General features: G+C 40.4%; 7 protein-coding genes and 4 pseudogenes. 2 read left to right on the forward strand and 9 right to left on the reverse strand.

Annotated features, from left to right (window positions below):
- Position 1: 1 nt before the first annotated feature.
- Complete coding sequence (locus NYR89_RS06825; protein WP_279445232.1) at positions 2–787, forward strand: ABC transporter permease; 786 nt, start codon at positions 2–4, stop codon at positions 785–787.
- A pseudogene (locus NYR89_RS06830) lies at positions 787–2,191 on the forward strand (ABC transporter ATP-binding protein). Before NYR89_RS06825 ends, NYR89_RS06830 begins: the two are co-directional and overlap by 1 nt.
- Before the next feature lie 91 nt (positions 2,192–2,282).
- On the opposite strand, the gene recN reads toward NYR89_RS06830, so the two are convergent.
- The 9 genes and pseudogenes from recN to ftsW all read right to left on the reverse strand — a co-directional run bounded on the left by recN (position 2,283) and on the right by ftsW (position 13,302).
- Positions 2,283–3,956 (reverse strand): DNA repair protein RecN, encoded by a 1,674-nt coding sequence (recN, locus tag NYR89_RS06835; protein WP_279445233.1) that lies wholly within the window; start codon positions 3,954–3,956, stop codon positions 2,283–2,285.
- Between the two features lie 162 nt (positions 3,957–4,118).
- Positions 4,119–5,039 carry a UDP-3-O-acyl-N-acetylglucosamine deacetylase gene (lpxC, locus tag NYR89_RS06840; protein ID WP_279445234.1) on the reverse strand — a complete coding sequence of 307 codons (921 nt, stop codon included), beginning with the start codon at positions 5,037–5,039 and terminating at the stop codon, positions 4,119–4,121.
- 32 nt (positions 5,040–5,071) lie between these two features.
- Positions 5,072–6,287, reverse strand: a pseudogene (gene ftsZ / locus NYR89_RS06845) (cell division protein FtsZ).
- Positions 6,288–6,325: 38 nt separating this feature from the next.
- Positions 6,326–7,599: pseudogene (ftsA, locus tag NYR89_RS06850) on the reverse strand (cell division protein FtsA).
- Positions 7,600–7,624: 25 nt separating this feature from the next.
- Entirely contained in the window at positions 7,625–8,278 is a 654-nt protein-coding gene (locus NYR89_RS06855) for a cell division protein FtsQ/DivIB (protein ID WP_341536370.1), read from the reverse strand.
- Between the two features lie 140 nt (positions 8,279–8,418).
- On the reverse strand, positions 8,419–9,330 hold the full coding sequence (locus NYR89_RS06860; protein ID WP_279445236.1) for a D-alanine--D-alanine ligase: 912 nt from the start codon (positions 9,328–9,330) through the stop codon (positions 8,419–8,421).
- Positions 9,331–9,436: 106 nt separating this feature from the next.
- Complete coding sequence (murC, locus tag NYR89_RS06865; protein WP_279445237.1) at positions 9,437–10,864, reverse strand: UDP-N-acetylmuramate--L-alanine ligase; 1,428 nt, start codon at positions 10,862–10,864, stop codon at positions 9,437–9,439.
- A 52-nt stretch (positions 10,865–10,916) separates the two neighbouring features.
- A pseudogene (gene murG, locus NYR89_RS06870) lies at positions 10,917–11,971 on the reverse strand (undecaprenyldiphospho-muramoylpentapeptide beta-N-acetylglucosaminyltransferase).
- A 152-nt stretch (positions 11,972–12,123) separates the two neighbouring features.
- On the reverse strand, positions 12,124–13,302 hold the full coding sequence (ftsW, locus tag NYR89_RS06875; protein WP_279445238.1) for a putative lipid II flippase FtsW: 1,179 nt from the start codon (positions 13,300–13,302) through the stop codon (positions 12,124–12,126).
- Between the last annotated feature and the right edge of the window lies 1 nt (position 13,303).

The raw sequence follows: 13,303 nt of genomic DNA on the forward strand, positions 1-13,303 counted from the left end.
AATGAAAAAGATGACATTTAGCCAAAAAGTAGGGGCGACTATCCTGGGCTTATTACTCGCCTTTGCCTTTTTACAACCTTACTTTTACCCGATGGATATCGGTTTCCAAGACCTGAGTAATATTCTCATTAAACCGGGTGAACTTGCTTGGTTCGGTACAGATCACCTTGGACGAGATATGCTTGCTCGCCTTGCCTCAGCAATCCGTTTGTCATTCGGTCTCTCTCTTTTTAGCGTATTTTGTGCATTAGTTGCTGGGCTGTTATTTGGGATTTCAGCCGGCTTTTTCGGTGGCTGGCTTGACCGACTATTCAGCTTTATTTGCGATTTAGTTATGGCTCTCCCCGGCTTATTACTGATTCTCTTATTTGCGGCATTATCGCCGGGCTCATTTTGGACGCTTTATTTAGGTATTGCGTTAGTGATGTGGGTCGAATTTTTCCGTGTAATTCGAGCAGTCAGCCAAACGCTTGCATCTAGTGCTGAAATCGAATCTTCTCGTTTAATGGGAATGGGGTTATTTTACAGCTTTAAACGCCATCTTTTACCTCGTTTACTACCGCTGATTGTGACCTTAAGCGCTTTCTCACTCGGTAATGCCATTCTAGCATTGGCTACGCTTGGGTTTGTAAATGTCGGATTACGTCCGCCTACAGCTGAATTAGGTTTAATGATGACCGAATTATTCCCTTACTACTATGAAGCTCCTTGGATCTTTATGCGACCGGTAATCGCGGTCTTTTTAATGGTACTTAGCCTTCAACTGTTATCCGGGAGAGTAAAATAATGGCACTACTACGAATTGAAAATGTTGGAGTACAAACTACTTCGGGTTTAACTTTAGTTGAGCCAATCAGTTTAAACTTGGAACAAGGTAAAAATATCACCATTCTTGGTGAAACCGGTTCAGGAAAAAGTCTATTGATTCAGGCGATTATGGGTGCTTTGCCAGAAGGATTAGAGGCAAGCGGTCAAATTTTTGTAGAAAATCACAAAACCGAAAATACTCAGCTTGAATTGCTCTGGGGTAAAACCTTGGTTATGTTGCCGCAAGAACCCCGCCGTTCTCTTGACCCAATTATGACGATCGGTAAACAGCTTTGGGAAAGTTTCTTCTTTATTGCTAAAAAAGATAAACAAACGGCAAAAAATGAAGGTAAAAATGCACTCGAACATTTAGGCTTAAAAGCCTGGGAAACTGCTTATCCTCACCAATTATCCGGTGGTATGGCTCAACGAGCTTCTTTTGCTATCGCAACTGCCGCCGGTGGCAAAATTTTATTAGCGGATGAGCCAACTAAAGGGCTTGATCCGAAAAGTAAAGCCAATGTCATTCAGCTACTTAAACAAGCTTACCAAAATCAGGGCGGTTTACTCACCATCACTCACGATATTGAAGTCGCTGAACAATTGGGTGGTGAAATTTTGGTAATGAAAAAAGGGCAATTATTAGAAAAAGGTGCAAAGAGAAACATTGCTGACAAACCCTCAGCATCCGTACACCAAAGCCTTGATTTCCGCCGATCCGAAACATTGGCAAGCGGTCGAAAATTCGCAAAATTTTGCAAAAAATCAACCGCTTGTATCAGTAAAAAATCTGAGTGTTGCACGAGGTAAACGCACACTTTTCAGCGGACTTTCATTCGATTTACATCAAGGAGAGATTTTAGGTATTGTTGGACATAGTGGTATCGGTAAAAGTACGCTCGCCGATGTATTATGCGGCTTACTCAAACCTAAAGCCGGTGAAGTGATTTGGCACAACCAACAGCACAAAAAACATCAGGTGCTAAAACTATACCAAGATCCACCGGAAGCCTTTGCTCCGACTGTCAGTTTACAAACGCTGTTAGATGATGTGATCAATAAACACAAATTAGATCGTTCACAGATTCTAACCTTACTGCCACAACTGGCACTTGCCCCGGAAATACTTACTCGTAATGCGGAAAATGTTTCAGGTGGTGAATTACAACGGGTTGCTATCTTGCGTGCCTTATTACTTGAACCGGTATTACTTTTTGCCGATGAAGTAACTTCTCGCTTAGATCCGATTACACAAAAAGAAACGATTGAGTTATTAATCAATCAATGTCGTCAACGTCAATGTGCATTAGTGATTGTCAGTCACGATCCTTATTTGATCGAGAAAAGTCGCGATAAAGTGATTGATTTAACTCAGTTTATCTAAAATATCACACATTATAGAACAAGCGGTTCTTTTACGGACAAATCTTACCAAGATTTCCAGAAAAATAACCGCTTGTTTTTATTTGGCTCTTTTATTCAACTAGATCCAACATTTCCTGTGCATTGGCAAGTACCGTATCAGTAATCTTACTTCCCCCCAATAATCTTGCTAGAGCTTGCACTCGCTCAGATTGAGTTAACAACGACATTTGAGTTTCCGTCTGATTATTTTCCACATACTTTTGTACATTGAAATGGTGATGACCGTAACTTGCCACCTGCGGCAAATGGGTCACACAAAGTACCTGGCATTTCTTACCTAATTGACGTAACAGCTTACCGACAGTCGTTGCTGTCGGGCCGCTAATCCCTACATCCACCTCATCGAAAATAATTGTCGGTGTGGATAATTTATTTGCCGTCAACACCTGTACCGCTAATGAAATACGTGATAGCTCACCACCGGAAGCAATTTTAACTAACGGTCGCGCTTGTTGCCCTAAATTACTCCGTAGATTAAATTCAACAAAGTCCGCCCCATTAATCGATAACTTTTTAACGTCGTGTTGTACATCAATAAAAAACTCACCGTTTTCCATTGAAAGATGTTTAATTTGTGTCGTCACTTGTTCGGCTAATTTTTTACTTGCCTCAAGCCGTTTTAAATAAATTTGTTCCGCTAACTGAATAGATTGTTGATAAGCGGCTTGTTCCTCTGCCATTAACTGTTCTTCATTACCGGCAAAATCCACCAACTTTTGTAATTCATCTTGGAGTAGCGAATGATGTTGCCATAAATTTTCCGGCAATACATGATGTTTACGAGCTAATTGAATCGTTTTACTGATCCGTACATCCAATTCATTTAATAAATCAGGATCTTGCTCAATTTTTCCGGCTAAACCGCTCACTTCAGAACTGGCCTCCTGCACTTGGATAAGAGCCTCATTCAGCATATTTAATGCTGATTGATAACTCGCATCCATCTCGACAAGATCTTCCAAATGACGAATCGTTTTATATAACATTGAATCGATATTTAAGTCATTTTCGCTAAGTAAATCAGTAACTTCTTGGGATAATACAGTCAGAGCTTCCGAATTGGATAAACGACTATGCGTTTCTTCCATTTCCTCAAATTCACCTTGCTTGATGGCAAATTCATCCAGCTCATCTACTTGGTATTGCAATAGCTGTTTACGAGCCTCATTCTCTTGGCAGTGTTGGCGAAAATTTTTAACTTGCTGATGTAATTTCTTCCAACGATGGTATTGGCTACTCATTTCATTCAACAAGCTATGGATACCTGCATAGTTATCCAATACCTCCAACTGATACTCGCTTTTTAATAACAGCTGTGGTGCGTGCTGACCATTCAAATGAATCAGATATTGACCTAACTCTCGCAGTTGAGAAATGGGGATCGGACGATTATTCACAAATGCTTTAGAACGTCCCTCTTGGTTAATCATACGACGTAAAATACATTCATAAGGATTATCTTCATCTAATAATTCGTGTTGCTGTAACCATAAATAAGCCGGACTACTCGGTTGCATAGTAAAGGTTGCAGTAATATCCGCTTTATCCGCCCCATTGCGAATCATACTACTTTCAGAGCGATAACCTAAACAAAGGCTTAATGCATCAATTGCGATTGATTTACCAGCACCGGTTTCCCCAGTAATCACGGACATTCCTTCATTTAGATCTAATGTTAAGTGACGCACAATCGCAAAATTATTGACTGTTAATTGAGTGAGCATAAAACACCTGTAAAAATATATCCTGTATAGATATATACTATAACTGTTTTTTTAAACAGTAAAGGGTTTTTACAAGATTTTTGCTAAATCCAACCGCTTACCCATAAAAAAATCCTCGCTGATTTTCATCAACGAGGATTTTAAAACTAATCAATCTTACTATTAGATAAAGACTTGTTCGCCAATACGATAGCCTTGCGGAGCTTGTTCTTTATCTTCAAAGGTTACAAATTCCCAAGCATTTTCGTTGGCAAGAATCGCACGTAATAATTTATTATTTAAACCGTGTCCTGATTTATATGCGCTGAAATCACCAAGGATATTATAACCACACATAAATAAGTCACCGATTGAATCTAACATTTTGTGCTTCACTAATTCATCTTTATAGCGTAAGCCTTCTTCATTCAGAATACGATATTCATCTAATACAATCGCATTATCAAGGCTACCGCCTAATGCTAAACCGATTGATTGAAGATATTCGACATCTCTCATAAAAGTAAATGTTCTTGCACGGCTAATTTTGTGAATAAAGTTTTCAGCAGATAATTCCATTTTGAAATTACGCACATCTTTACTGATCATTGGATGGCTAAAATCAATCGTGAAATCTAATTTTAGACCTTTGCTATAAGGTTTCATTTCCGCCCATTTATCACCTTCTTCTACACGTACCGTTTCTTTGATACGAATGAATTTTTTTGGTGCGTCTTGCTCTTCGATACCAGCATCTAATAATAAATAGATGAATGGGCTTGCACTACCGTCCATAATCGGAATCTCAGGTGCATCCACTTCAACGATTAAGTTATCTAAACCTAATGAAGCCATTGCCGCATTTAAATGCTCAACTGTTGAAATACGTACACCGTCATCATTAATCATACACGTACAAAGTTGCGTATCACGAATAGATTCCGCACTTGCTGGAAAATAGACTGCCGGTTCTAAATCTGTTCGAGCATAAATAATGCCGGTATTTGCCGGTGCGGGACGTAACGTTAACGTTACTTTTTTACCGCTGTGCAGACCAATACCCGTAACTTTAGTCGCCTGTTTTAGCGTTCTTTGTTTAATCATTATTCTGTCCTTATCCCATTATAGGGCAGTCATTATTGACCGTTTCTCATAAAGCCTGGAATTGAGTTCGGTGACCATACTTGAGCTGAATCCACTTGCTGAGGTTTTGGTTCAACATGTTGAGGTTGCGCAAATTGCTGTGTCGGCTGAGCGTAACCGCCTTGCTGTTGTACAAATCCAGGCTGTTGAGCTTGCTGTACTTGCGGTTGATAGCCTTGTTGAACCGGTTGTTGTACTTGTGGAGGAACAACCGCCGCTCTTGGTAAAGTTAATTCTTCCGCTTGACCAATACCAGTTGCCACTAAAGTGACACGTAATTTACCTTCCATTTCCGGATAAACGGAAGTACCAAATACGATCGTTGCATCCGGAGTCGCAAAACTATGGATATAATCCATAATCACATCCACTTCATTTAATTCGATATCTAAACCTGAAGAAATGCTTACCAAAATACCTTTCGCACCAGATAAATCAACATCTTCCAATAATGGACTTGCTACCGCGTCGTGTGCTTGCGTGTTCAGCACGATCTTCGCCTTCCGCAATACCGGTACCCATCATTGCACGTCCCATTTCCGACATAACAGTTTTCACATCGGCAAAGTCTACGTTAATTAGACCCGGAGAAGTAATCATATCGGTAATACCTAAAACCGCATTACGTAAAATATCGTTTGCCGCTTTAAAAGCATCCATCATTTTCGTATTTTTAGGCAATACTTTTAATAATTTATCATTAGGGATTATAATCAATGAATCTACGTGTTTAGATAACTCTTGGATACCTTGCTCAGCGTAGTTCATACGTTTGTTACCTTCAAAACGGAACGGTTTGGTAACAATCGCAACTGTTAATGAACCTTGAGATTTTGCAATATCGGCAATCACCGGTGCGGCACCTGTACCTGTACCGCCACCCATACCAGCAGAGATAAACACCATGTCCGCTCCTGCAAGCATATTAGATAATGCTTCACGGTCTTCTTCCGCCGCTTGACGACCTACATTCGGGTTAGCACCTGCACCTAAACCTTTAGTGATATTGGCACCGATTTGAATCGTTTGGCGTACCGCACTTGTACGTAATACTTGTGCATCCGTATTTACTGAGAAAAACTCAACACCGCCAACACCTTCATTTAAGCTACCATCAACCATATGGTTAAGTGCATTACCGCCACCGCCACCAACGCCGACTACTTTAATTACCGCATCTTGCGTTGTTTCATAAATAGGTTCAAACATTTTTTATCTCCCTTGTGCCAACTTTCTTGTTAACACCATTAAAAACTCGATTTTGCCCAATTAACAGCTTTCTTCACACCTCTACCTAAAACGTCGAGAAGCGTATCCACTTTATCGACAATTTCGCCATTACTTTTCTCATCCAAATTGTAATGACTGTATTGTAAAAGACCTAACACTGTTGCATATTGTGGTTTATTTACGTAATCCGTTAATCCTGTAATGTTTAACGGATATCCGACTCTCACTTGAGAACCGAAAATATTTCTCGCACATTCTACAATATCTTCGATTTGTGAACCACCACCCGTAAGCACAAAACCTGCAATTAATTCCTGTTTTATGCCTTTTTGCAGTAATTCGTGACGTAATTGCACTAATTCATTTTCAACCACTCTTAATAAATCATTATAACATTGCGAAGTAACAGTCGAAACTTGCGATTTAGTAAAAGTACGAGGCATTCGCCCACCTAATCCTGCCACTTCAATTTTTTTATCGGCATTATGTGTTGGAGGATTAATCGCACTACCATAATTAATTTTAATGCTTTCAGCTTCATTACGAGAAGTCGTGAAGACTTGTGCGATATAATCTGTGACGTTATTGCCGGCAAATGGAATCACTTTACTAAAACGTAATGCACCATCGGTATAAACCAGTACATCCATCGTACCGCCACCAATATCAATCAAACAAACACCCAGCTCTTTCTCATCTTCAGTTAATACCGAATAACTAGAGGCAAGTCCTGAAAATACAACTTTATCTACTTTTAATTTCGCACGCTCTACCGCATTCTTAAGGTTACGTAACCAATCTTGATGACACGCAATCAGATGAGCTTGTGCCTGCAAACGCATACCGGATAATCCCACCGGATTTTTTGTCGCCGGCAATCTGTCAACCTTATATTCTTGCGGAATAATATGTAACGTTTCTAGACCGTCTGGTAATTTAATTGAGCGGGCAATATGAATAGCAGAATCAATATCTTCATTAGTTACCGTACCGGATAAAGGTACTGTACCGCTTTCATTTAACGCAGTAATATGTTGACCGGAAATCGCTAACGTTACACCGATAATTTGACAATCGGATACTGATTCGGCTTGCTCAATCGCTCGTTGAATGGAATTTACCGCGCGTCTAAATCAATGACGCCACCGCGATCAACGCCTTTAGCCGGAGAACTGCCCGACCCTATAACGTTAATTACCCCATCAGGTAATACTTCGCCAACTACAGCGACAACTTTAGATGTGCCGATATCTAAACCGACAATAATTTTGGATTCTGCTATTTTTGTCATATCGTTATATTATGTTTGCAAAAATTTATTTAGGTAGAGGGTTAAAGCCAACGGCGGCACCATGTTCATAACGCAGATCAACATAAGCCAATCGTTGCCCATCCGGAACGTTAATTTCAGGGAAAATCGTCACAAAGCGGTCAATTTTAGGCGTCCATTCACCACGCCCTAATCTGAGTTCAACCTGATTGGATAAGGTAATTGTCCATGATCCCCGATTATCGACCGAAACGGATGCCAAGTCTAAATTACGTGCTTTTAAGTCTGTTCTAATCTTACTCCACGCGTCTAATACTGCTTTTCCTTCTGTATCCGGTCCATACAATACCGGCAAACCTGATTTATCCATCCGTTCAGGCGGTAAACTAAAAACCACGCCACGATCAGATAGGAAGTTTACATCATTCCAAACCGCTACCGGATTATGTTCTATCAACGTGATACTTAAACGATCCGGATAAAGTTTACGCACGACCACATCTTTCACCCAAGAAATTGCCAATAATCTTGCTTTAATTTCCTGAATATCTTGCCCAAAATATCCTTTTAGAGCAGGCTTTTGCGATAAAGTTTCCCGAATATCCGAATTTGTTGTAAAACGCGTTTTATGTGTCAGTGCATAAGCACGAATCGGTGTTCGATCCAATCCATCTAACCAGTTATACCAATTGCTGTACACAATAAACGCAAAGATTACGCATAATAGCACAATCAAGGGTTTAATTAATACTAGCCGATTAAACGGATTTAACGATGATTTTGCTTTTAAGGGTTTAAAACGGACGGACGAAGCCGTTTTTTTCCGTAGAATTGCAACCATTAAGCACTTAACTCCAATACGCGTTCAACTAATTTTTCAAATGGGATTCCAACCGTTGCCGCCGATTTCGGAAAAATACTGTGGCTCGTCATACCCGGACAAGTATTCACTTCAACTAAGTTAAATTGACCATTTGCATCTTCCATCACATCAATTCGGCTCCAGCCACGACATCCAACTACGTCATATGCCGCTTTAACTAATTTGGCTACCTCTGCTTGGCGTTCGTCATTTAATGCTGGCACGAGATATTGAGTATTATCTGAAATATATTTGGCATGATAGTCATAAAATTCACCATCCGGAATCACTTGTACAGCCGGTAATACTTGACCGTCTAACACAGGAACGGAATATTCCTTACCTGCCAAGAAAGCTTCTACTAAGACGATTGAATCGAACTTTAATGCTTCTTCCACTGCCGGTAATAATTGCTCAACCGTTTTTACTTTAGTTACGCCGACACTTGAACCTTCGCTTGAAGGTTTAACGAATACCGGTAAGCCTAATTTTGCAATAATTTGTTCGGAATCGACCGCTTCTCCACGGCGAACAACCACCATTTCAGCCGTTGGTAAGCCAACAGCTTGCCACATTAATTTAGTACGGAATTTATCTAAAGTTACTGCTGATGCCATTACACCACAACCGGTATAGGGAATCCCCATTTGCTCTAATGCACCTTGTAACACGCCATTTTCGCCGATACCACCGTGTAAAATATTGAATACACGTTGGATTCCCTTTTCTTTTAATTTTTCAATCGGAAAATCTTTGGTATCAATACCTTCCACATTATAACCAAGCGATTTTAACGCCTCAGTTACTGCCGCACCTGAATTTAGCGAAACTTCACGTTCTTGAGAAACACCACCAAATAACACCGCAATTTTTTCGTCTTTAATACTCATCTTTTATCCTTTCTAATTTTGGACACGAGGTATCGAGTCCATACTGACCGCTTGTAAATGTACAAGCGGTCATTTTTGCAAAATTTCCTACAAATCTTACCGCTTATTAAGCTTTCCAACTTTCCGCTAAACCACGTGAAATACGGCTTACACTACCAGCACCTTGGGCAAGAATTAAATCACCGTCTTGGATAATTTGATCTAATACTTCGCCAAGCTGATCGGTATCTGAAACTAAAATCGGATCGACTTTACCCAAGTTGCGAATTGAACGGCATAACGCTTTACTATCCGCCCCAACAATTGGTGCTTCGCCTGTCGCATACACCTCAAGCATAATTAACGCATCAACTTGTGATAACACTTGTACAAAATCATCGAATAAATCACGCGTACGTGAATAACGGTGCGGTTGGAAAATCATTACCACACGTTTATTTTCCCAACCGGAACGTCTTGCTTTAATCGTTACATCTACTTCGGTCGGGTGGTGACCGTAATCATCGACTAACATCACTTTACCGTTCGGACGAATAAATGACCCCAATTGGTCAAAACGGCGACCTGCACCTTGGAAATCAGCAAGTGCGGCTAGAATTGCTTCGTTGGCAATGCCTTCCTCTTTCGCTACCGCAAGTGCGGCGGTTGCATTCAGAGCATTATGTTTACCCGGTACATTCAGCAATACGTCAATATGTTCGCCGTTCGGACAAACTACCGTATAATGACCTTGGAAACCGGTTTGTTGGTAATCTTCAATACGGTAATCCGCTTTTTCGCTAAAGCCGTAAGTCATGACTTGACGACCAACTTGCGGTGCGATTTCCATTACCGTTTCATCATCAGCACACATAACGGCTAAACCGTAGAATGGTAAGTTACGTAAGAATTTGACGTAAGTTGCTTTCATCTGTTCAAAATCACCGCCGTAAGTATCCATATGATCCGGCTCGATATTGGTTACTACTGAAACCATCGGTTGTAAGTGTAAGAATGACGCATCACTTTCATCCGCTTCCGCAATTAAGTAACGGCTTGCCCCTAAATGTGCATTTTTACCTGCTGATTTTACTAAACCACCATTTACAAAAGTCGGGTCTAATTGTGCTTCGGTATAGATCATCGAAATCATTGCAGTAGTGGTAGTTTTACCGTGTGTACCAGCAACCGCAATACCGTGACGAAAACGCATAATTTCCGCTAACATTTGCGCCCGTTGAATCACCGGAATGCGTGCTTCTTTTGCCGCTTGGACTTCTGGATTACTGTCATCAATCGCACTGGAAGCAACCACTACGCTTGCTCCACTTACATTTTCCGATTGATGACCGATAAATACTTTAGCACCGGCTTCAGCTAAACGCTTAGTTACTGGACCTTCCGCAATATCCGAACCAGAGATTTGATAACCTTCATTTAATAATACTTCTGCAATACCACTCATTCCTGCACCGCCAATCCCGATAAAATGGATTTGGTTTACACGACGCATTTCCGGTACTAATTTTTTAATTTTATCTTGGAAATTTTTCATTGTTGTTTTCCTAATCTGTACAACTCAATATTTTTGTTGGTTGCGTTTAAAACTATTTCGCTTGTTCGATAATTACTTCTGCAACTCGTTGTGTCGCGGTAGGTGTTGCTTTTGCTCTCGCTTTGATTGCCATTTCAGTAAGTTTTTGGCGATCCATAATTAACGGCTGTAATGCACTCAATAAATTTTCTACCGTAAAATCTTGTTGTTCGATAATGATTGTCGCACCATCATCTGCCAAATAAGTCGCGTTCAAATATTGTTGGCGATCTTTATGCTGATAAGGCACAAAAATGGCTGGTAAGCCTGCTGCGGCAATTTCACAGACAGTTAAAGCCCCCGAACGGCAGATCACTAAATCCGCCCAATTATAGGCTTGTGCCATATCGTCAATAAATTCGGCGGCAATCCCGTTACCAGTCGCTTGATAAATTTCTTCCACCCCACTAAGGTTGCCTTTCCCTACTTGGTGACTAATAAATACATTTTGACCGAGTTGTTTTGCTACTTCAGGGACAGTTTGGTTAATCACTCTTGCGCCTTGGTCACGCCCATTACTAAAATATTGATCGGATAACCACGTTCGGCAAAACGCACTTCTGGTGCTTCCAGCTGAGCAAGATCTTCACGTACAGGATTTCCTACCACTTCCGCATTCGGGAATGCGGTCGGAAAGGCTTGTAATACACGGCGAGCAATTTTTGATAACCACACGTTAGTCAAACCAGCGACTGCATTTTGCTCGTGCAAAATAACCGGTACGCCACATAATTTGGTCGCAATACCGCCCGGTCCAGATACATATCCGCCCATTCCGAGTACCGCATCAGGTTGATAATGCTTAATAATTTTACGAGCCTGCATTACTGCTTTAAAAATCGCAAAGGGTGCTTTCAGCAATGCACCGATACCTTTCCCTTTTAGTCCGGAAATCTGAATAAATTCAATCGGAATACCGTGCTTAGGTACAAGATCGGCTTCCATTCGATCCTGAGTCCCTAACCAACGAATCTCCCAACCTTGTTTTTGAAGCTCTCGGGCAACTGCAATCGCAGGGAATACGTGTCCCCCAGTACCACCTGCCATAACAAGAAGTTTTTTAGCCATGTTGATCTCTTTTACAAAAATTTGAGCGGAATCGACCGCTTGTTAGATTTTTTAGACAAATTGTTGTTATTGTACAGGAAATTGACAATTTACGGAAAAAGAAAGCGGTCAGTTTTTGCAAATTTTTTGCAAATCCTGACCGCTGATTTATTTTAGCTCTCTTTAATATGTGCATGTCCAATTAGTTCAAGCCGGTTTTCATAATCTATACGAACCAATACAGCTATCGCTACCGACATAATCACTAAACTTGAACCACCATAACTTACTAGAGGAAATGTCAAACCTTTTGTCGGAAGTAAACCTGATGCGACACCTAAGTTCACAAAGCCTTGGATAAAAATCCAAATTGCGATACCGAAAGCAAAGAAACCTCTAAATCTCGCTTCCAGTTTTAATGCTTCTTGGCTTATCTTTATGGCTCTAAATGATAATAACACTAAGAGGAATACCACAAATACAATTCCGATAAAACCAAATTCTTCACCAACTACTGCCATAACAAAGTCAGTGTGTGCTTCCGGTAAATATTCTAGTTTTTGTACTGAGTTTCCTAAACCTTGTCCCCAAAATTCGCCCTGACCAAATGCCATTTGCGAATTGGAAAGCTGGAAACCGTCACCATAAGCATCAGCAAAGGGGTCCATAAAAGAAGTAACACGTTTTAAACGATATTCCGAAGTAACCACTAAGAATACAAATAGTAAAACCCCTGTCACACCTAAGAATAAGAACTGCATTACTTTTGCACCCATAATAAATAACATTGCAAAAGTCAGCATAAATAATACGAACGTACTACCTAAATCCGGCTGTAGCAGTAATAGAAAACCGAAAATACTGAGAATGACCATTGGACGAATAAAACTTAATTGTCTAGTCCGCATTTCATCGTATTTACGTACGTAAAAACTAGAGAAATAACAAATAATCGCCAATTTAGCTAATTCTGCCGGCTGGAAGTTAATCGGTCCCAACGGAATCCAACGTACTGCACCATTAATACTACGACCAAAAATCAGTACAAGTACCAAAAATACTAATGATACCAAGAAAAACAGCACATTTCGCTTTTCCCAGTTTTCAGTCGGAATCTGGACTACTACTGCAAAAGCAAATAATGACGTCGCTAAATACAATCCATCACGGATCGCAAAATAAAACGGATCATCATTTAAACGGGTACTTACCGGAATTGATGCCGAAGTTACCATCACAAAACCAATCACCAATAAACCGAAAAATAACCAGATCAATGAACGATCATAGAGCGAGTTAGTCGGTGTGATACGTGTCCATTTATCCCATTCGGTTTTTAATTTTTCTAACATA

This window comes from Actinobacillus arthritidis (genome assembly GCF_029774155.1).
In the GTDB taxonomy this organism is placed as follows: Bacteria; Pseudomonadota; Gammaproteobacteria; order Enterobacterales; family Pasteurellaceae; genus Actinobacillus; species Actinobacillus arthritidis.

Excerpts from the sequence above, each read along its gene's own strand:
- recN (WP_279445233.1), bottom strand. The coding sequence starts at position 3,956 with ATGCTCACTCAATTAACAGTCAATAATTTTGCGATTGTGCGTCACTTA.
- murC (WP_279445237.1), bottom strand. The coding sequence starts at position 10,864 with ATGAAAAATTTCCAAGATAAAATTAAAAAATTAGTACCGGAAATGCGT.
- ftsW (WP_279445238.1), bottom strand. The coding sequence starts at position 13,302 with ATGTTAGAAAAATTAAAAACCGAATGGGATAAATGGACACGTATCACA.
- lpxC (WP_279445234.1), bottom strand. The coding sequence starts at position 5,039 with ATGATTAAACAAAGAACGCTAAAACAGGCGACTAAAGTTACGGGTATT.
- NYR89_RS06825 (WP_279445232.1), top strand. The coding sequence starts at position 2 with ATGAAAAAGATGACATTTAGCCAAAAAGTAGGGGCGACTATCCTGGGC.
- NYR89_RS06860 (WP_279445236.1), bottom strand. The coding sequence starts at position 9,330 with ATGAGTATTAAAGACGAAAAAATTGCGGTGTTATTTGGTGGTGTTTCT.